Annotated in this window: 19 protein-coding genes and 1 tRNA gene; 12 read left to right on the top strand and 8 right to left on the bottom strand. The window is 64.6% G+C overall.

The genetic code is table 11. The features are described from left to right. Positions 1–128 precede the first annotated feature (128 nt). The 3 genes from HZB49_RS03155 to HZB49_RS03145 all read left to right on the top strand — a co-directional run bounded on the left by HZB49_RS03155 (position 129) and on the right by HZB49_RS03145 (position 4,495). Positions 129–1,046 carry a DMT family transporter gene (locus HZB49_RS03155; RefSeq protein ID WP_291609024.1) on the top strand — a complete coding sequence of 306 codons (918 nt, stop codon included), beginning with the start codon at positions 129–131 and terminating at the stop codon, positions 1,044–1,046. 21 nt (positions 1,047–1,067) lie between these two features. Further along, positions 1,068–1,982: a DMT family transporter gene (locus HZB49_RS03150; RefSeq protein ID WP_291609023.1), complete on the top strand. Its 915-nt coding sequence runs from the start codon at positions 1,068–1,070 to the stop codon at positions 1,980–1,982. Positions 1,983–2,242: 260 nt separating this feature from the next. Then, positions 2,243–4,495 carry an NADP-dependent isocitrate dehydrogenase gene (locus HZB49_RS03145; RefSeq protein WP_291609022.1) on the top strand — a complete coding sequence of 751 codons (2,253 nt, stop codon included), beginning with the start codon at positions 2,243–2,245 and terminating at the stop codon, positions 4,493–4,495. 789 nt (positions 4,496–5,284) lie between these two features. Here the strand turns inward: HZB49_RS03145 and HZB49_RS03140 are convergent. After that, complete coding sequence (locus HZB49_RS03140; RefSeq protein ID WP_291609021.1) at positions 5,285–6,070, bottom strand: SDR family oxidoreductase; 786 nt, start codon at positions 6,068–6,070, stop codon at positions 5,285–5,287. A 128-nt stretch (positions 6,071–6,198) separates the two neighbouring features. Here HZB49_RS03140 and HZB49_RS03135 point away from each other — a divergent pair, with 128 nt between their 5' ends. Further along, a complete protein-coding gene (locus tag HZB49_RS03135; RefSeq protein WP_291609020.1) occupies positions 6,199–6,903 on the top strand; it encodes a histidine phosphatase family protein in 705 nt (234 codons plus the stop codon). Between the two features lie 45 nt (positions 6,904–6,948). Further along, positions 6,949–7,716, top strand: coding sequence for an SDR family oxidoreductase (locus HZB49_RS03130; protein ID WP_291609019.1), 768 nt, complete (start codon positions 6,949–6,951; stop codon positions 7,714–7,716). Between the two features lie 156 nt (positions 7,717–7,872). Here the strand turns inward: HZB49_RS03130 and HZB49_RS03125 are convergent, their stop codons facing one another. Beyond that, entirely contained in the window at positions 7,873–9,096 is a 1,224-nt protein-coding gene (locus HZB49_RS03125) for a serine hydrolase domain-containing protein (RefSeq protein ID WP_291609018.1), read from the bottom strand. Between the two features lie 148 nt (positions 9,097–9,244). On the opposite strand from HZB49_RS03125, the gene HZB49_RS03120 reads away from it, so the two are divergent. Further along, positions 9,245–9,320: transfer RNA gene (locus HZB49_RS03120), tRNA-Trp, on the top strand. Between the two features lie 60 nt (positions 9,321–9,380). Here the strand turns inward: HZB49_RS03120 and HZB49_RS03115 are convergent. Genes HZB49_RS03115 through HZB49_RS03105 form a run of 3 tightly spaced genes read right to left on the bottom strand, consistent with a single transcriptional unit; the run spans position 9,381 to position 10,674 of the window. Then, positions 9,381–9,608: a hypothetical protein gene (locus HZB49_RS03115; protein ID WP_291609017.1), complete on the bottom strand. Its 228-nt coding sequence runs from the start codon at positions 9,606–9,608 to the stop codon at positions 9,381–9,383. 7 nt (positions 9,609–9,615) lie between these two features. Next, positions 9,616–9,807, bottom strand: a complete 192-nt coding sequence (locus HZB49_RS03110; protein WP_291609016.1) for a hypothetical protein — start codon at positions 9,805–9,807, stop codon at positions 9,616–9,618. 30 nt (positions 9,808–9,837) lie between these two features. After that, entirely contained in the window at positions 9,838–10,674 is an 837-nt protein-coding gene (locus tag HZB49_RS03105) for a universal stress protein (protein ID WP_291609015.1), read from the bottom strand. 159 nt (positions 10,675–10,833) lie between these two features. On the opposite strand from HZB49_RS03105, the gene HZB49_RS03100 reads away from it, so the two are divergent. After that, complete coding sequence (locus HZB49_RS03100; protein WP_291609014.1) at positions 10,834–11,235, top strand: hypothetical protein; 402 nt, start codon at positions 10,834–10,836, stop codon at positions 11,233–11,235. A gap of 8 nt (positions 11,236–11,243) precedes the next feature. Beyond that, on the top strand, positions 11,244–13,052 hold the full coding sequence (locus HZB49_RS03095) for an alpha/beta fold hydrolase (RefSeq protein WP_291609013.1): 1,809 nt from the start codon (positions 11,244–11,246) through the stop codon (positions 13,050–13,052). Here the strand turns inward: HZB49_RS03095 and HZB49_RS03090 are convergent. Further along, a complete protein-coding gene (locus HZB49_RS03090) occupies positions 13,031–14,587 on the bottom strand; it encodes a bifunctional aminoglycoside phosphotransferase/ATP-binding protein (RefSeq protein ID WP_291609012.1) in 1,557 nt (518 codons plus the stop codon). The two genes, HZB49_RS03095 and HZB49_RS03090, sit on opposite strands and share 22 nt — an antisense overlap. After that, positions 14,584–15,567: a zinc-dependent alcohol dehydrogenase family protein gene (locus HZB49_RS03085; protein ID WP_291609011.1), complete on the bottom strand. Its 984-nt coding sequence runs from the start codon at positions 15,565–15,567 to the stop codon at positions 14,584–14,586. The genes HZB49_RS03090 and HZB49_RS03085 overlap by 4 nt, the downstream gene beginning before the upstream one ends. 137 nt (positions 15,568–15,704) lie before the next feature. Between HZB49_RS03085 and HZB49_RS03080 the strand changes: the two genes are divergently transcribed. After that, positions 15,705–16,187: an Hsp20/alpha crystallin family protein gene (locus HZB49_RS03080; protein ID WP_291609010.1), complete on the top strand. Its 483-nt coding sequence runs from the start codon at positions 15,705–15,707 to the stop codon at positions 16,185–16,187. A 62-nt stretch (positions 16,188–16,249) separates the two neighbouring features. Here HZB49_RS03080 and HZB49_RS03075 read toward each other — a convergent pair whose 3' ends face one another. Then, positions 16,250–16,453 (bottom strand): DUF2892 domain-containing protein, encoded by a 204-nt coding sequence (locus HZB49_RS03075; protein WP_291609009.1) that lies wholly within the window; start codon positions 16,451–16,453, stop codon positions 16,250–16,252. Positions 16,454–16,856: 403 nt separating this feature from the next. Between HZB49_RS03075 and secE the strand changes: the two genes are divergently transcribed. The 3 genes from secE to rplK all read left to right on the top strand — a co-directional run bounded on the left by secE (position 16,857) and on the right by rplK (position 18,188). After that, complete coding sequence (gene secE, locus HZB49_RS03070) at positions 16,857–17,048, top strand: preprotein translocase subunit SecE (RefSeq protein ID WP_291609007.1); 192 nt, start codon at positions 16,857–16,859, stop codon at positions 17,046–17,048. A 20-nt stretch (positions 17,049–17,068) separates the two neighbouring features. Continuing rightward, positions 17,069–17,599: a transcription termination/antitermination protein NusG gene (gene nusG, locus HZB49_RS03065; RefSeq protein ID WP_291609006.1), complete on the top strand. Its 531-nt coding sequence runs from the start codon at positions 17,069–17,071 to the stop codon at positions 17,597–17,599. A gap of 160 nt (positions 17,600–17,759) precedes the next feature. Next, positions 17,760–18,188 (top strand): 50S ribosomal protein L11, encoded by a 429-nt coding sequence (rplK, locus tag HZB49_RS03060; RefSeq protein WP_291609005.1) that lies wholly within the window; start codon positions 17,760–17,762, stop codon positions 18,186–18,188.

Below are 18,188 nucleotides of genomic sequence, written 5' to 3'. Positions count from 1 at the left end.
GGTATCCAGTACGCTGCGGCTGCTCCGTTTTTTCGCTGGCGTCTCTGGAATACTGGATCGTCCGCCTTCGCGGACGATGACAAGCGGGAAGCGCGTCGTCGTCCGCCGCCTGGACTCGGAATTCTTATTTGTCTCACCCCCACTCCAACATTCGCGGCAGCCTGTTCATGGTCGTGGGCATGGCGAGCTTCACCATGAACGACGCGATCACCAAGGCCGTGTCGTCGGAGATGAATTTCGGCCAGGTGATGCTGGTACGCGGCCTGTTCGCGACGCTGCTGATTGCGGCGTTCGCGTATCACCGGGGCGCGCTGCGTTCGCCGCGAACGTCCATGATGATGCCGGTGGCGCTGCGCGTGGCGGCCGAAGTCGGCGGCACGATCGCGTTCCTGACCGCGATCGTCAACCTGCCGCTGGCCAATACCGCCGCGATCTTCCAGGCGTTGCCGCTCGCCGTCACCCTCGGCGCGGCGCTTGCGTTTCGCGAACCCGTCGGCTGGCGACGCTGGCTGGCAATCATGGCAGGCTTCGTCGGCGTTCTCATCATCGTCCGGCCGGGCCTCGAAGGCTTCAACGAATATTCGCTGTTTGCGTTGGGCTCGGTGTTCTTTTTCGCCGTGCGGGATCTCGCGACCCGGCCGATTCCTGCGCACATTCCCTCGCTGTTCATCACGCTGGTGACGACCGTGGCCGTGACGGCGGTGGGCGGCATCATCCTTCTTCCGCTCGGCGGCTGGACGCCGCCCTCCGGCCGCGCGCTCGGATTGCTGGCGCTTGCCGCAGTCCTCGTCCTGGTCGGCTATCAATATGTGATCATGGCGCTGCGCGCCGGCGACCTGTCGGCCGTGGCGCCGTTCCGCTACACCGCGCTGCTCTGGGCGATGCTGCTCGGCTATCTCGTCTTCGGCGACCGGCCCGACCGTTTCATGCTGCTGGGCGCAACGTTCATCGTGCTGTCCGGCCTCTACGCCTTCTACCGCGAGCGCAAGCTGGCCAGCCTGCGCCCCGCCGCCACCGCTTCGGCCGTGCCGCCGGAAGGGGTTTGATCTCACATCCCGGATACTCGATTGCACTCCCACCCCAACATTCGCGGAAGCCTGCTGATGGCTGCGGCCATGGCGGCGTTCACGCTCAACGACACCATCACCAAGTCGGTGTCGGCGGAACTCAACATCGGCCAGATCATCGTCGTGCGCGGCTTGTTTGCGATGGTGATGATCGCGGCCTTCGCCGCCTGGCACGGCGCGCTGCGTCCGCTGCGCACGCTGTTCATCAGGCCGGTCGGCATGCGCGTCATCGGCGAGATCGGCGGCACGCTGACCTTCCTGTCGTCGATCGCACATATGCCGCTGGCCAACGCGGCGGCGATCTTCCAGGCGCTGCCGCTCGTCATTACGCTCGGTGCGGCGCTGGCTTTCGGCGAGCCCGTCGGCTGGCGGCGCTGGCTGGCGATTGCCGCCGGTTTCGTCGGCGTGCTCGTCATTGTCCGGCCGGGCACCGCGGGGTTCAACGAGTTCTCGCTGCTGGCGCTCTCGTCGGTTGCCTTCTGCACCCTGCGCGACCTTGCGACGCGAAGAATTCCCACCGAGATCCCGTCGCTGTTCATTGCGCTGCTGACCACCTTCACGGTCACCACCGCAGGCGCCGGCATCATCCATCCGCTCGGCGGATGGGTGCCGCCGTCAGGCCGCACGGTGGGCATGCTGGCGGTCGCCGCCGTGCTGCTGCTGATAGGCTATCAATGCATCATCTCGGCGTTGCGCACCGGCGAAATCTCCGCCGTCGCGCCGTTCCGCTACACCGCGCTGCTCTGGGCCATGCTGCTCGGCTATCTCGCGTTCGGCGACCGCCCGGACGCCTTCATGCTGCTTGGCGCGGCCATCATCGTGCTGTCCGGCCTCTACGCCTTTTATCGGGAGCGCGTGCGCAACCGCCTGCGCCCCGCCGCCACCGCTTCCGGCTCGCCGCCGGAAGGCGTGTGAATTTCCCGAGAGGGGGGCCTTGAGCGGCGCGCAGTATATTGCCGCACCAGGGGTACCTTGACACCCAACTAACGAACCGGTTGCCGAAATCCATCGCGAGTGTCAGATTTGACAACAGTTATCGAAGTCATCCGATTGCCGGAACCACCGAGCCGCCTGATTGTCCGCATCCCAATGACGCGCATCGCTGCAGTGTCCGTGTACGCATCGGTACCGACACGCCTCTCGCCAAAACACTGCCACACGAAGGAAGCCGCCGAATGAGCACGACGCCTCCCACCATCATCTACACGCTGACCGACGAGGCGCCGGCGCTGGCCACGGCCGCGTTCCTGCCCATCGTGCGTGCGTTCGCGGCGCCGGCCGGCATCACCGTCGCCACCAGCGACATTTCGGTCGCGGCCCGCATCCTCGGCGAGTTTCCGGAATTCCTGACTGAGGCGCAGCGGGTGCCGGACAACCTTGCCGAACTGGGGCGGCTGACGCTGTTGCCGGGTACCAACATCATCAAGCTGCCCAACATCAGCGCCTCGGTGGCGCAACTGATGGCCGCCATCAAGGAGCTGCAGGGCAAGGGTTACAAGATCCCGGATTATCCCGAGGCCCCCAAGTCGGACGAGGCGAAGGCGATCCGCGCGCGCTATGCCAAATGCATCGGCAGTGCCGTCAATCCGGTGCTGCGCGAGGGCAACTCCGACCGCCGCGCGCCGCTGGCGGTAAAGACCTATGCACGCAAGAACCCGCACAGCATGGCCGAATGGAGCCAGGCCTCGCGCTCGCACGTCTCGCACATGCATCACGGCGACTTCTATCATGGCGAGAAGTCCATGACGCTGGACAAGGCGCGCGACGTGAAAATGGAGCTGATCACCCGGAGCGGCAAGACCGTCGTGCTCAAGCCCAAGGTCTCGCTGCAGGACAGCGAAGTCATCGACTCCATGTTCATGAGCAAGAAGGCGCTGCTGGAATTCTACGAGCAGGAGATCGAGGATTCTTTCAAGACCGGCGTGATGTTCTCGCTGCATGTGAAGGCCACCATGATGAAGGTGTCGCACCCCATCGTGTTCGGCCACTGCGTGAGGATCTTCTACCGCGAAGCCTTCGCCAAGCACCGCCAGCTGTTCGACGAGCTTGGCGTGAACGTCAACAACGGCATGGTCGATCTGTACAACAAGATCGCCGGCCTGCCGCAAAGCAAGCAGGACGAGATCAAGCGTGACCTGCACGCCTGCCACGAGCATCGGCCGGAACTGGCGATGGTCGATTCGTCCAAGGGCATTACCAACTTCCATTCGCCGAACGACGTGATCGTGGACGCGTCGATGCCCGCCATGATCCGCAATGGCGGCAAGATGTGGGGCGCCGATGGCCGCCTGAAGGACGTCAAGGCCGTCATGCCGGAAAGCACCTTCGCCCGCATTTACCAGGAGATGATCAACTTCTGTAAGTGGCACGGCGCCTTCGACCCCAGAACCATGGGCACCGTGCCCAATGTCGGCCTGATGGCACAGCAGGCCGAGGAATACGGCTCGCACGACAAGACCTTCGAAATCCCCGAGGATGGTGTCGCCAACATCACCGACCTCGCCACCGGCGAGGTGCTGTTGAGTCAGGATGTGGAGCAGGGCGACATCTGGCGCATGTGCCAGGTCAAGGACGCCGCCATCCGCGACTGGGTCAAGCTGGCCGTCACGCGCGCCCGTCATTCCGGCATGCCGGTCCTGTTCTGGCTGGACCCGTACCGTCCTCACGAGGCGCAGCTGATCACCAAGGTCAAGATGTACTTGCAAGAGTACGACACGACCGGCCTGGACATCCAGATCATGAGCCAGGTGCGCGCCATGCGCTACACGCTCGAGCGCGTGGTCCGCGGCCTCGACACGATCAGCGCCACCGGCAACATTCTGCGCGACTACCTCACCGACCTGTTTCCCATCATGGAGCTGGGCACTTCGGCCAAGATGCTGTCGATCGTGCCGCTGATGGCCGGCGGCGGCATGTACGAAACCGGCGCCGGCGGCTCGGCGCCCAAGCATGTGCAGCAGCTGGTCGAGGAGAACCATCTGCGCTGGGATTCGCTGGGCGAGTTTCTGGCGCTGGCTGTCTCGCTGGAAGACCTCGGCCTGAAGTCGGGCAACCAGAAAGCCAAGTTGCTGGCCAGGACGCTGGACGCCGCCACTGGCAAGCTGCTGGACAACAAGAAGTCTCCGTCGCCGCGTACCGGCGAACTCGACAACCGCGGCAGTCAGTTCTACCTCGCAATGTACTGGGCGCAGGAACTCGCTGCGCAAACCGAGGACGCGGCCCTGCAGGCGCAGTTCAGGCAACTGGCCGAGACGCTCGCCCGCAGCGAAGACAGGATTATTGCCGAGCTCGCAGCCGTGCAAGGCAAGCCGGTCGACATCGGCGGCTACTACCTGCCCAATCCGCAAAAATGCGAAGCCATCATGCGCCCGAGTCCGACCTTCAATGCGGCGCTGGCGCAGCTGGGTGGGAGCGTGCAGGCCGCCTAGGGTGCGGCGGACGCTTCGGTGAGGCTGCACCTTGGGCGAGGCCGGCGCCACGGCGTCCGGCCTGCCGCCGAAAGAGCTGTGACATTTTCGGCACGACGGGCAAATCACTTGTTCGGTTTTGCGGAATAAGTGTCAAGCCCTGGTTTGAAAAATATTCTGCTTTACCGAAGACCCAAATCAGGCGCATAATCCGCCTGTCCTGAGCCCGCATGAGGGGCGTTTCGCGATCGTCACGACACGTTGGGCAGAGGATGCGATGGACGCGGCAATCCCAGGCGTAACGGCCCGGTTCCGAAAGGAGTCGGGGTCCGCCGCCCGACGAAGGAGTGCAGCGTACGGCGAAGTCGTGTGGTCCTGGCGCCGCGACCCTGGCGTCTATCCCCGCCGGCCTGTGCTGGCGAGGCAACGGGGGCAAAAGAGGCCGTTCCCCGGGGAGAGCACGAAGTAAGCCGTAAACCCATTGCGCGGGGAAAGCCGGGTTGCCTCGGCTGTACCTGTCAAACCCGTGTGCAGTTTCTGTAGCACTCTTCGCACACGGTGATGCGGGCGCAGCCAGCGCCCGGCTTTCCCTGCGCCCTCTCAGAGAGGGGGCCAACGAGATGCAGGACTCAGGCGAAATCGCGCCGTGAGAACGAGAAGGCGCGTCTGTACTTGCTGCGCGGCCATCCTTCGAGACGCCGCGCCTGCGCGGCTCCTCAGGATGAGGCGGAGCAAGTTGCCAGACCCTCATGGTGAGGAGCGCGGCACGCGCGTCTCGAACCATGAAGGCCCGCGTTGCCGCAAGAGTCCTTATATCGGCTTGCCCGTATACGGCATCGACGCGGTGAGGCCGCCGTCCACCGGAATCGCCTGGCCGTTGACGTAGGAGGCCTCGTCGCTTGCCAGAAACAATCCCATCGCGGCGAGTTCGTGCGGCTGGCCGGGACGCTTGAGCGGGTTGAGCTGGCCGATCTTGTCCTGGGTGCCGCGTTCCTTGGCGCGGTCGAACACCGGCTTGGTCATGCCGGTCTCGATCAGGCCGGGGCAGACCGCGTTGATGCGCACGCCGGTGCCGGACAGCGAATAGGCGGTGGTCTGCACCAGGCTGATGACGCCGGCCTTGCTGGCGCCATAGGGGTGACCGCTGGCGCCGGATTTCAGGCCCGCCACCGAGGCCGTGCAGATGATCGAGCCGTGTCCCTGCCTGGTCATGTGCGGGATCGAATGCTTGATCGCGAGGAACGGCCCGATCAGGTTGACGCGCAACACTTCCTGCCAATGTTCCGGGGTCTGCTCCGACAGCGGAACCAGCCCGCCGCTGACGCCGGCATTGGCCCAGATGACGTCGAGCTTGCCGTATTTCGACACCGCCTTGTCTATGAAGGCCTTCACGTCGGCTTCGTTGCCGGCATCGGCAATCACGGCTTCCACGGTGCCGCCGGCTTCGCTCACGAGCTTCGCGGTTTCCCTGACGGCCTCGGTCTTGTCCACCGCGATCAGTTTTGCGCCTTCTTTCGCAAACAGCAGCGACGCCGCGCGTCCGATGCCGCTGCCGGCGCCGGTGATCACGACAGATTTGCCTTCGAGGCGGCCCATGAGTTTCTCCCTGACATCCATCCGTGCGCTTGCCGTGCAGCGGAATTTCAAACAAGATTTAAAACGGCAAAGTCACTTGAGACGATGTGTGCTCTGACGTAGGACGACACTAGTGAACGGATTTCGCGATGTCCAATAACAACAAGCCGGCTGTGGTGGTGACGCGTTGGTGGTGGGTGCGTCACGCGCCGGTGCGCAGCGACGGCGGCAACATCTACGGCCAGTTCGACATCGAATGCGACACCGGCGATCGCGAGGTGTTCGAGGCGGTCGCGAAAATCCTGCCGCGCAGCGCAGCGTGGTATGCGAGCAATCTGCAACGCACGCATCAGACCGCGGAAGCGATCTGGGCCACCGGATTTCCGAGGCCCGCGAGCATGGCGCGCGAGGCTGCGTTTGCGGAGCAGAATCTCGGCAAGTGGCAGGGCATGAATCGCGCGGCCTTCCTGGCGAGCCGTCCGCCCGGCAGCCACTGGTTCGCCGCCATCGACGAGCCCGCGCCCGGCGGCGAGAGCTTCATGGACCTCTACAACCGCACTTGCAACGCCATCCAGCGCATCACGGCGGCGGAGGCGGGCAGGGACGTGATTGCCGTCGGCCATGGCGGCACCATCAAGGCCGCGGTGGGGCTTGCGCTGGGCGGATTGCCGGAGCGCGGGCTTGCCTTCGACATCGACAATTGCTCGGTGACGCGGCTGGATCATTTTGCGGCCGGCGATCGCAGCGTCTGGCGGCTGCCGATGGTGAACCAGCAGCCCTGGATGGCCGATGCCGCGCATGCGGCGATGCATCAGCCGGCCGGTCCCGAAGTCGTGCAGACCAAACTTGCCTGAACCAAACCGGCGCAATCGCCGCAATCATATCTGGGAGAGAGACACATGAGCTTGTTCGACATGAAGGGAAAAGTCGCCGTCATCACCGGCTCGACGCGCGGCATCGGCCGCGCCATCGCCGAGCGCATGGCCGAGCACGGCGCCAAGGTGGTGATCTCCTCGCGCAAGGCCGACGTCTGCGACCAGGTGGCGAAGGAGATCAACGACAAGTTCGGCAAGGGCACAGCGGTGGCGATCGCCGCCAACATCTCCTCGAAGGAGAACCTGCAAAACCTCGTCGACGAGAGCAACCGCGCCTTCGGCAGGATCGACGTGCTGGTCTGCAACGCCGCGTCGAATCCGTATTACGGCCCGCTCGCCGGCATCTCCGACGATCAGTTCCGCAAGATCCTCGACAACAACATCGTCGCCAACAACTGGCTGATCTCGATGGTGGTGCCGCAGATGATCGAGCGCAAGGACGGCTCGATCATCATCGTCTCCTCGGTGGGCGGCCTGAAGGGCTCGACCATTCTCGGCGCCTATGCGATCTCCAAGGCTGCCGACATGCAGCTCGCGCGCAACCTCGCCTGCGAATACGGCAAGCACAATATCCGCGTGAACTGCATCGCGCCCGGCCTGATCAAGACCGATTTCGCCAAGGCGCTGTGGGACAATCCGGACAACCTGAAAGCCTCGACCGCACGCTCGCCGCTGTTGCGCATCGGCATTCCCGACGAGATCGCGGGTGCGGCGGTATTCATGGGCTCGGCCGCGGGCGACTTCATGACCGGCCAGACCATGGTGATCGACGGAGGGGCTACGATCAGCTGACGCTCTTGCGCGGCAACACACTCAGCATGTCATCACCCGCGAAAGCGGGTGATCCAGTATTCCAGAGGCTTCAGAGATAGACTCGATAATTCCCGGCGTACTGGATGCCCCGCTTTCGCGGGGCATGACCGTGTTGGAGGGGGCGAGCGCTTCGTCTCACTCCACCGCCGCATACACCAGGTTGCGCACCAGCGAGCGGGTGTGCTGCCGCTGGCCCGGGCCCTGCATCATGAAGACGGCGAACAGATCTTCCTTCGGATCGATCCAGAAGAACGTGCCGGCCATGCCGCTCCAGAAGAACTGGCCGGTCGAACCCAGGAACGGCGCGATGCCGGCTTCGGTCCGCACGGCAAAGCCGAGGCCGAAGCGGTGGCCTGCCGGCACCAGGTCGCCCTTGATCACCACGTCCGGGGAGAGATGATCGCAGGCCATCAGCTCCAGCGTCTTGCGGCCGATGATCCTGTTGCCGTCGAGCGAGCCGCCATTGAGCAGCATCTGGCAGAAGCGCGCATAGTCCATCGTGGTCGAGACCAGCCCGCCGCCGCCGGATTCCATCGCGGGCTTCTCGAGCATGTTGAACAGCTTCACCTCATCTCCATTCCAGGGGTCCTTGGCGAAGGGCTCGGCCAGCCGCCCGGCATTTTGCTCGCCGGTGGAGAAGGCAGTCTCCGCCATCTGCAGCGGCGCGAGGATACGCTCGGTGAGGAAGGCGCCGAGCGACTTGCCGCTGACCACCTCGATGATGCGGCCGAGGATGTCGGTGGAGCGGCTGTAGTTCCATTCCGCGCCGGGCTGGCAGACCAGCGGCATGGCCGCGAGCATCGTGGCGTGCTCGGCATTGGTGATCTTGCGGCTGCGCAGCCGAGACTCCTTATAGAGCTGCTGCACCGGGCCGTTGCCGGTGTGGTCGTAGGTGAGGCCGGAGGTGTGGCGGAGCAGGTCCTGCACCGTCATCTGCCGTTTCGCGGCAACGAGCTCGAGCTTGCCGCCGCTTTCGACGCCGACCCTGGTGTCGGCGAATTCCGGAATGAATTTGGCGACGGGATCGTTGAGCAGGAAGTGGCCGTCCTCGAGCAGCTGCATGATGCCGATGGAGACGATCGGCTTGGTCATGGAGAAGATGCGGAAGATGGTGTCATGCGCCATCGGCGCGGAAGCAGCCGGGCTTTGCCGGCCGATGGCGTCGAACCAGCCGATCTGTCCCTTGCGCGCCACCAGCACGGTCGCGCCGGGCAGCGTGCCCTCGTCGACTTCGCGCTTGAAGGCGTCCGACAGCCGCTGCAGGCGGGACGTGGAAAGCCCGATCGCTTCCGGTTTGGCCTGGGGCAGGGAGGGCGTCTGCGGGGCGGATGTCTTGAGGGCGGCCGTTTGCGCGTTCATGGTCTCTCCCGTTGCTCTTGTTGCTTGGGCGAGAGTGTGGCGCAGAAAGAATTGAATGAACAGGGCAGCCCGGGCGCTTCGCACTTGCAATCGGGGCATGGCCTATGCTTGAAACGGCGCGAACCGGCGGCGACGCCAGGTTCCCTGCAGGAGTGTAGCTCAATTGGTAGAGCACCGGTCTCCAAAACCGGGGGTCGCAGGTTCGAGCCCTGCCACTCCTGCCATCTTTTCAATCACTTAGCGCAAAATCTGACCGGCCGAACGCTTTCGACCGCTTGCCTCGATCAGCCGTGCGCAGCGCGGCCGAGCGGTGACGTCGCACGCAGTTCGACGGCGTCGGCAAACACGGTCCAGTCGGACTGCTGCCGGCTGCCGCACACCTGCGCTTCGGCCAGCCGCAACGCCTCATGCGCGGTCGGCGCCTCCACCGTGGTCACGCTCTGGCAGGTGTCATGCTCGTGGCCCGAATCGTCGCAGAGCTTCTTGATGTACCGGATCTCGAAGGTGGGCATCGGCACCTCACTTCGCGGAGCGGTCGGCAGCAACGGATTTTCGCCACCACATCCAGGCCGTTGCGGCGAGCGCAAGGCCGGTGATCAGGACGATGGTCACCAGCATCTCGACAATCCCGAAATTCAGCGCATCGCGCGACACGAACAGCGCGGCGATAGGTGCTGCGAGGAAAAGGAGGAAACGGACGACCCAGACCATGTTGCCGCCTTCCACTCAGCCTATGCTAGCTCAGTGCGACATCAGGGTCGGCACGGTCATCGACTCCAGCATCTCGCGGGTGACGCCGCCGAACACGGTCTCCTTCAGGCGGGAATGGCCGTAGCCGCCCATGACCAGGAGGTTGAGACTCTCGTCGGACGCCAGCGAGAGGATGCTCGACTGGATATTGGCCTTTTCCGTCTTCAGGCTGTCGATCTCCGTCGGCACGCCGAGCCCCGAGAGATAGCGCACAAGATTTGCGGCGGAGGCCTCGGCCGGGACGTTGTTGTCCGCGTTGATGGTGATGATCGTGATCGCTTCGGCTTTCTCCAGCAGCGGCATGGCATCGCGCACCGCACGGGCGGCAACCCGGCTGCCGTCCCAGCAGATGCCGACCCGCTTGGCATGGAACGCGCCTTTGAAGGTATAGGGCATGAACAGAACCGGGCCGCCCGACTGGAACAGGATTTCCTGGGCAAGCGTGTTGTCGAAGGTGTCGCGCTCGAATTCCGGCTGCGCCACCACGTTGAGATCATAGAGCCGTGCGGTGGCGCCGAGGATTGCGGCAGCCTCACCCTGCAGGGCGCTGATGGCGCGGCTGGAATGGACCACGCCGGCTTGCTTGGCCTCCGCCTCGAAAACGGCAAGCGCGGCATTAGCGCGCTCCAGCGCCTTTTCGCGCTCGGCCTCGAAGATGACCGCGACCGCCGCGCCGCCTTCGGCGACCAGGGGCATGCTGGAGGATTCATAGCCGACCGACACCGCATCGAGCTCGGCCTTGCAGCGTGCCGCCAGCGAGATCGCGCCGTCGATCACGGGGCGCGGCGAACGCTCGGTGGGAATGTTGACCAGAATCTTCTTGTACATGGGCCTCTCCATCCGCAAGTCTGCTCGGTTGCTTTTTCTTAACCCTGTCGGCCCGCGCTGGATTGAGCCAAATCAAACGCCAGCCAAGCCAAACGCCTAAATTTTGATCCATAAATGCGGTCGCTTCCTGCGACGCCAATTCGAGGACGGAAAATCACAATGAACAAAACCGACGCCAAACCGGCCGATGTCAAACACGCCCATGCCGTGGTCTGGATCGATCACTTGACTGCAAAGGTCTTTCCGATGGGCCTGGCCGGGGTCGGCGAGGTGGTCGTGCATGCGCATCCTTCCTCGACCCATCTGCACCACAAGGCCAATACCATCGGTTCTGGCCAAGCCGCGGAAGACAAGAGCTTCCTGCCGGCGGTGGCGGAGTCCTTGCGGTTCTGTCGCGACATACTGATCGTCGGGCCGGGAACCGAAAAGGCAGCACTGCTGCATTATCTGAGGGAACATCGCAAAGACCTGGCCCCGACATCGCTGCACGCCGAGGCTGCCGATCATCCCTCCGATCGCGAAATCATCGCGCTCGGACGGCGCCGCTTCGACCTCGAATGAGGGGTACGATGATGACTCCGCGGCCCGCAACCCAAGTCGTGCCATTTCCCGTGCCGGCCGCCGCCGCGCACGAGGCGCCGTGTCCGCCTCCATCAGCACCGCCGACCATTCCCGAGGCGATCGACCGCTCGGTGCACGCCTCCATCGCGCATTTCACCGGCGGCGTTTCGCCGGCTGCGCTGGCTCTGGCCTTTGCCGACTGGCAGCTGCACCTGGTGGCGTCGCCCGGCAAGCAGGTCGCGCTTGCAAGCGAGGCTGCGCGCAGCGCCTATCGCTTCGCCGAATCGCTGGCGTTTCCCAATGCCGGCTTCAAGCCCTGGTCGGTTGCCGCTCCCGCGCCAGCCGACCGCCGCTTCTCGGCGCACGATTGGGAGCTGCCGCCTTTCAACATGATGGCGCAGGCCTTCCTGCTCACCGAGCAATGGTGGCATTCCGCCGCGACCGGCGTGCGCGGACTGTCGCAGTCCAACGCAGCCATCGTCGACTTTGCGATGCGCCAGGTTCTGGACATGGCGGCGCCGACCAATTTCGCCTTCAGCAATCCGGAAGTGCTGCGCAAGACGCGGGAGACAGGGGGCGGCAATCTTGCGGCGGGCCTGCGAAACTGGTCCGAGGACGCTCGTGCGCTGCTCGGATCGGGCCGGCTCGGCGACAGCAGGCCGTTCGTTGTCGGCAAGGACGTCGCGACGGCGCCGGGCAAGGTGGTCTACCGCAATCGGCTGATCGAGCTGATCCAGTACGCGCCGCAGACGGCGGAAGTCCGCCCCGAGCCGGTGCTGATCGTGCCGGCATGGATCATGAAATATTATATCCTCGATCTGTCGCCGCACAATTCGCTGGTGCGCCATCTGGTGGGGCAGGGGTTTACCGTCTTCATGATCTCCTGGCGCAATCCGACGCCGGAAGAGCGCGACCTCGGGATGGAAGACTATCGCACGCTCGGCATCGACGCCGCGATTGCCGCCATCAATTCGATCATGCCGGGGCAGCCGATCCATGCGGCCGGCTACTGCCTCGGCGGCACATTGCTCTCGATTGCCGCCGCGCATCTCGCCACGGCGAGGCCGGACTGCCTGAGCTCGCTGACGCTGCTGGCGGCGCAAACCGACTTTACCGAAGCGGGTGAGCTCACGCTGTTCATCAATGAGAGCCAGGTCGCCTTCCTCGAGGACATGATGTGGGAGCGAGGCGTGCTCGGCACTGAGCAGATGGCGGGCGCATTCCAGATCCTGCGCTCCAACGATCTGGTCTGGTCGCGCGCGATTCGCTCTTATCTGCTGGGCGAGCGCTCCGCACCGAACGACCTGATGTCGTGGAACGCGGACGCCACGCGGATGCCTTACCGGATGCATTCCGAGTATCTGCGCAAGCTGTTCCTCAACAATGAGCTGGCGGAGGGCCGTTACTATGCCGGCTGCGACCTGATCTCGCTGTCCGATCTGCACGCCCCGATGTTCGTAGTCGGGACGCTGCGCGACCACGTCGCACCGTGGCGCTCGACCTACAAGATCAACTACCTCGCTGCCGATGCCGACATCACCTTTGTGCTGGCGAGCGGCGGGCACAATGCCGGCATCGTCGCGCCGCCGGGCGAGGCGGGGCACACCTATCAGGTGCTGGGCAAGGAGGCCGACGCGCCCTATCTCGGGCCCGACGAGTGGCTGAGCCACGCGCCGCGGCACGAGGGATCGTGGTGGCCGGAATGGGTGCGCTTTCTCATCGAGCATTCCGGCGCGCCCGTCGCACCGCCGCCGATGGGTGGACCGAAGCAGAGCGTGCTGGCGGATGCACCGGGTCAGTATGTGTTGCAACGCTGAGATGGAGGCAAATGCGGCGCGGCGTGCGCCAGTGTTTCATCCGGCGTTCCCGAGGCGTCCACGATCGGCCAATCGATCGCGCCGGGATCGATGGCTTCCTGGCTGAGTGCGACGGCTTGGGAGGCATCCGATGCATCGTTGCGGCGCGAGCCGATGCGCTGCACGCGGACTTCGGGCGCGGCCACGAGAAAGATGCCGTGGAAATCGATGCCGGCGGCGCGAGCGATTTCCGCCGCCGCCGTTCGTTCGGCCTCCGTCAGAAAGGCTGCATCCAGCAGGGCGGAGTGTCCCTGTGCGAGCACATGGCGGGCGCGGTCGAACATCTCGCCATAGACCCGATCCGAGCTCTCGCGCGTGTAGGCCGCTTCCGGCAGCCGCGTCAGCGCATCGACACCGGCAAGTTCCTTGCGAATGAGGTCAGAGCGCAGCAGCACGGCGCCGGGCGCCGGCGCGATCCGGCCCGCGATGCTGCGCGCCAGCACGCTCTTGCCCGTCCCCGAGCGTCCGCCGATGGCGAGCAGGGATGGCCTGCGCGGAGCGATCAGGTGCAGCGCGAGGGCAAAATAGGATTTCGCATCGGCGATGCCGGCGGGATCGTCTGGACAAAGTTCGTGTTTGGTGAACGACACCAGCGCTCGGACTGCGGCGCGCATCGAGAGAAACAGCGGCAGCAGCACCAGCGCATCGCCATGCTCGCGCCATCCGGACTGCAAGTAGCCGTTGAACAGGCGGTTCGCCGCATCGGCGTAGCCGAAATGCAGGAAGTCCATGATCGGGAAGGCGAGGTCGTAGAGCAGGTCGGTCGTCGCCATCGCCGCATCGAATTCGATGGCGTCGAACAGGACGGGCTGCTCTCCGATCATGACGATGTTGGCGAGATGCGCATCGCCATGACAGCGGCGCACCTGCCCGGCCGCGGTGCGCCGTTGCAGCAGGGCGAGATGGTCGCGGAAATGCCGGTGGCTGAGCTCGTGCAGCCGACCGACGTCGCCGGCCGGCAACGCGCGCTGCTCAAGGAACTTGTCGGTGTTGCGGTCGATGATGGTCGCGATCGAAGCCGGCCATTGCGATCCCGTGGCGATCGGGGCGCCGGCGTGGGAAGCGCGCATTGTCTCGGCCAACAGGTCAGCCGCTGCAGGCGGAACGGCGCGCGCCGCGGCGAGATGGTCGAGCGTGCGGGTCTCGTCGAAGCGCGCCATTTCCACCGCCCACTCGACCGGCGGCCCCTTGCCGCCGAGCGCAAGCCCGTCCGCTTCGCGCGTGATGGCGACGACCCGGCGATAGATCGCGGGCGCGTGGCGGGCGTTGACCGCGAGTTCCTCCTCGCAGCAGCGCTTGCGCTGCTCCAGCGTCGAGTTGTCGAGGAAAGGTAGCCTCACCGCGCGCTTGATCTTCAGGACGCGATCGGCGGCAAGGAACACGATCGAAATGTGGGTATCGATGCGCCTGGTGGGCACGCCGGTGCCGGCGCCGGCGGCGAGAAACGCCAGCACCTCGTTCTGGCTCGACGCGGTGGATTTCGCCGGCGCGGTCATGGCCGCAGCACCGCGGCGCCGACGAGCTTGCCGTCACGCAATTGCGCCAGCGCCTCGTTGGCGCGTTCGAGCGGGAACGCCGTGGTGTGCGTCCGGATGTCGGCCTGGGCCGCGACCTTCAGAAAATCGAGGCCGTCCTGCCGGGTGAGATTGGCAACCGAGACGAGCTGCCGTTCCTGCCAGAGAATGTTGTAGGGGAAGGCCGGGATGTCGGACATGTGAATGCCCGCGCAAACCACGCGGCCGCCCTTGCGCACCGCGCGCAGCGCGATCGGCACCAGCGCGCCGACGGGCGCATAGATGATCGCAGCGTCGAGCGGGGCCGGCGGCATATCTTCCGATGCGCCGGCCCACACCGCGCCGAGCGCGCGCGCCAGGCCCTGCGCGTCGGCATCGCCCTTGCGCGTGAAGGCATAGACCGAGCGGCCCTGCCAACGGGCGACCTGCGCCACGATATGGCCGGCCGCGCCGAAACCGTAGATGCCGATGTGCTTGCCGGGACCTGCCATCACCAGCGAGCGCCAGCCGATCAGGCCGGCGCAGAGCAGGGGAGCGAGCGCGGTGTCGTCGCCGGCCTCGCCAAGCGGAAAGCAGTAGCGGGCGTCCGCAACCAGATGCGTGGCGAAACCGCCGTCGCGGGTGTAGCCGGTGAATTGCGGGCGGTCGCAGAGATTTTCCTGCCCGTGCTCGCAATAGCTGCAGTGGCCGCAGGTCCAGCCGAGCCAGGGCACGCCGACGCGCATGCCCGGCGCGAGCCCGGAGACGCCTGTTCCCAGCGCATCGATCCGGCCGACGACTTCATGTCCGGGCACGATGGGATAGCCGATATCGGGCAATTCGCCGTCGACGACGTGCAAATCGGTCCGGCAAACGCCGCAGGCACTGACTTTCACGCGCACCTCGCCTGCGCCGGGCACAGGGTCCGGCCGCTCCTGCATCGTGAGTGCCGCTCCCCTGGCAGTGAGAACCATGGCGTGCATTGGGAATTTCCTGACCGCCCAGCATGAGCAATTTTGCGCAATGCGACAAAGCCGGCTTGATCTCGCGCAACGTCACGCTCGCCCGGCACTCTAGCTTGGCGCCGCGCATGGGGCTCAACTTCACCTGGAGGCAAGCAATGAACAAGTCTCTGATACCCGTTGGAACCGATCGCACTGTCTCCCGCCGGGAGGCCAATCCGTTCTCGTTCCTGCAACAGGAGATCGACCGGCTGTTCGAAGGCGTGACCCGCGGCTTCCCCAACTTCCCGGCCTTTACCGGCGCGGGCGCCAACCTGCCGCGGATGGACGTGGCCGAGACCGACAAGGCGATCGAGATCGAGGCCGAACTTCCGGGTCTCGAGACCAAGGATGTCCAGATCAACCTCGCCGACAATGTTCTCACCATTCGCGGCGAGAAGAGGAGCGAGCGTGAAGAGAAGGAGAAAGACTATCATCTGGTCGAGCGCAGCTACGGTTCGTTCTCGCGCTCGGTAGAGCTGCCGCAAGGCGTGAAGCCGGAGGACGTCTCGGCCGAGATCGCCAAGGGCGTGCTCAAGGTGACCGTGAAGAAGCCTGCGCCCGCGCAGAGCAAGCAGATCGAGATCAAGTCGGCGGCCTGAGGCCGTAGCAAATAATGGGCGAGGCGCCGCGGCCGGAGTCGCAGCGCCCCGCTGCACTTGTGTCAGGCACCGGGCTTTGCTGCTGCCTTGCAGGTGTTGAAGCCGAGCAGGGCATAAGGCGGACACCAGCCGACAAGGGCGGTGATGAGCGGAATGAGGCCCAGCAAGCCCCACAGGCTCTTCGGTCCGGCGAATACCAGGCTGAGGATGGCGAGCCCGACAACGGCCCGGATCACGCGATCGATTGTTCCGACATTCTTGGTCATTGAATTGCCTTCCATGGGTGGGTGGCAACTGGCGTTTGCCGAACGCCGGTTGCCCGAGGCAGTAGAGGCCATGTTTGGCGGTCGCCCCTTGATCGTCCGCAAACAGGGAAATAGGGCGCTGTCGCGTGGCGGCGCTCGGCCAAGAGCCACCCACCGTTGCGACGTAGGCAGCTCGTTCCGCTTTTGGTCCTGCCCATACCTTGACCTTTGCCCCGCGGCGCAGTAGATAGCCGCCACCTGCTGCCGGCCCGTTTGATGCGGATATCCGGCGCGGCGTTGAATTCCCCCGAACAATCGAGCTCGCTTTGCGGCTCATCCTTCCAACGAGGGCTGGGCTCATATCGGCTGCTCGGGATTCCCGTAAAATCAAGCATCGTCTCAAGACGGCCTTTGGATCGACAGAATGGCTTTCAGCCCGTTCAAATTTCTCCAGGAAGTGCGTTCGGAGGCCGGCAGGGTCACCTGGCCGACCCGCCGCGAGGTGACCATCACGACTATCATGGTGTTCGTCATGGTGGCGCTGGCATCGATCTTCTTTTTCGTCGCGGACATCATCATCCGCTATTTCGTTACCTTCATTCTGGGCATCCGCTGATGAGCGCCGGAACTCAACTTATGGACAAGCGCTGGTACATCGTTCACGCCTACTCGAACTTCGAGAAGAAGGTCGCTGAATCGATCCGCGAGCAGGCCAAGCAGCGCGGGCTCGAGGAATTGTTCGAGCAGGTGCTGGTGCCGACCGAGAAGGTCACGGAAGTGCGCCGCGGCCGCAAGATCGACGCCGAGCGCAAGTTCTTCCCGGGCTACGTGCTGGTGAAGATGAAGCTGACCGACGAGGCGTTTCATCTGATCAAGAACACGCCCAAGGTGACCGGCTTCCTCGGCGCCGAAAACAAGCCGATGCCGATCTCGGAAGCCGAAGCCATGCGCATCCTGCACCAGGTGCAGGAGGGCGTGGAACGGCCGAAGGCCTCGGTGTCGTTCGAGATCGGCGAGAACGTCCGCGTGGCCGATGGCCCGTTCGCCTCGTTCTCGGGTGTGGTCGAGGAAATCGACGAGGCGCGCTCGCGCCTGAAGGTCGCCGTGTCGATCTTCGGCCGCGCGACCCCGGTCGAACTGGAATTCGCTCAGGTCGAGAAGGTCTGATTGCGAAAGCACGAAGTGCGTCTTCGTGTATATTGAGGGCGCGAGGATCGATCTTCGCGTAGACTGAAGAGGCCGTGGGAGGAGAGGGCGGTAGCCAGCCGCCTCCATCCGAACCACGGAACCTGAAACCGCCGGTTCGCCGGCACAACAGGAGTGATACATGGCAAAGAAAGTGACCGGATACCTGAAACTTCAGGTGCCGGCGGGAGCGGCGAACCCGTCGCCCCCGATCGGCCCCGCGCTTGGTCAGCGCGGCCTGAACATCATGGAATTCTGCAAGGCGTTCAACGCCCAGACGCAGAAGGAAGAGAAGAACACCCCGATCCCGGTGATCATCACCATCTATGCGGACCGTTCCTTCACCTTCGAGATGAAGACGCCGCCGATGTCCTACTTCCTCAAGAAGGCCGCCAAGATCGAGTCCGGTTCGAAGGCTCCGGGCCGCGACAAGGCCGGCAAGGTGACCAAGGCGCAGGTGCGCGAGATCGCCGAGAAGAAGATGAAGGATCTCAATTGCGACACCATCGAATCGGCCATGAAAATGGTCGAGGGCTCTGCCCGTTCGATGGGTCTGGAAGTTGCGGGGTAA

It is taken from the genome of Bradyrhizobium sp. (genome assembly GCF_016219575.1).
Taxonomy (GTDB): Bacteria; Pseudomonadota; Alphaproteobacteria; order Rhizobiales; family Xanthobacteraceae; genus Bradyrhizobium.
Note: the sequence above shows the minus strand (reverse complement) of the source record. Positions and strands in the feature narration are given on the sequence as shown.

What these genes read in the sequence shown, in the direction of transcription:
- HZB49_RS03145 (WP_291609022.1), top strand. Translation starts at nt 2,243, where the DNA reads ATGAGCACGACGCCTCCCACCATCATCTACACGCTGACCGACGAGGCG.
- HZB49_RS03140 (WP_291609021.1), bottom strand. Translation starts at nt 6,070, where the DNA reads ATGGGCCGCCTCGAAGGCAAATCTGTCGTGATCACCGGCGCCGGCAGC.
- HZB49_RS03135 (WP_291609020.1), top strand. Translation starts at nt 6,199, where the DNA reads ATGTCCAATAACAACAAGCCGGCTGTGGTGGTGACGCGTTGGTGGTGG.
- HZB49_RS03130 (WP_291609019.1), top strand. Translation starts at nt 6,949, where the DNA reads ATGAGCTTGTTCGACATGAAGGGAAAAGTCGCCGTCATCACCGGCTCG.
- HZB49_RS03125 (WP_291609018.1), bottom strand. Translation starts at nt 9,096, where the DNA reads ATGAACGCGCAAACGGCCGCCCTCAAGACATCCGCCCCGCAGACGCCC.
- HZB49_RS03115 (WP_291609017.1), bottom strand. Translation starts at nt 9,608, where the DNA reads ATGCCCACCTTCGAGATCCGGTACATCAAGAAGCTCTGCGACGATTCG.
- HZB49_RS03110 (WP_291609016.1), bottom strand. Translation starts at nt 9,807, where the DNA reads ATGGTCTGGGTCGTCCGTTTCCTCCTTTTCCTCGCAGCACCTATCGCC.
- HZB49_RS03105 (WP_291609015.1), bottom strand. Translation starts at nt 10,674, where the DNA reads ATGTACAAGAAGATTCTGGTCAACATTCCCACCGAGCGTTCGCCGCGC.
- HZB49_RS03100 (WP_291609014.1), top strand. Translation starts at nt 10,834, where the DNA reads ATGAACAAAACCGACGCCAAACCGGCCGATGTCAAACACGCCCATGCC.
- HZB49_RS03095 (WP_291609013.1), top strand. Translation starts at nt 11,244, where the DNA reads ATGATGACTCCGCGGCCCGCAACCCAAGTCGTGCCATTTCCCGTGCCG.
- HZB49_RS03090 (WP_291609012.1), bottom strand. Translation starts at nt 14,587, where the DNA reads ATGACCGCGCCGGCGAAATCCACCGCGTCGAGCCAGAACGAGGTGCTG.
- HZB49_RS03085 (WP_291609011.1), bottom strand. Translation starts at nt 15,567, where the DNA reads ATGCACGCCATGGTTCTCACTGCCAGGGGAGCGGCACTCACGATGCAG.
- HZB49_RS03080 (WP_291609010.1), top strand. Translation starts at nt 15,705, where the DNA reads ATGAACAAGTCTCTGATACCCGTTGGAACCGATCGCACTGTCTCCCGC.
- HZB49_RS03075 (WP_291609009.1), bottom strand. Translation starts at nt 16,453, where the DNA reads ATGACCAAGAATGTCGGAACAATCGATCGCGTGATCCGGGCCGTTGTC.
- secE (WP_291609007.1), top strand. Translation starts at nt 16,857, where the DNA reads ATGGCTTTCAGCCCGTTCAAATTTCTCCAGGAAGTGCGTTCGGAGGCC.
- nusG (WP_291609006.1), top strand. Translation starts at nt 17,069, where the DNA reads ATGGACAAGCGCTGGTACATCGTTCACGCCTACTCGAACTTCGAGAAG.
- rplK (WP_291609005.1), top strand. Translation starts at nt 17,760, where the DNA reads ATGGCAAAGAAAGTGACCGGATACCTGAAACTTCAGGTGCCGGCGGGA.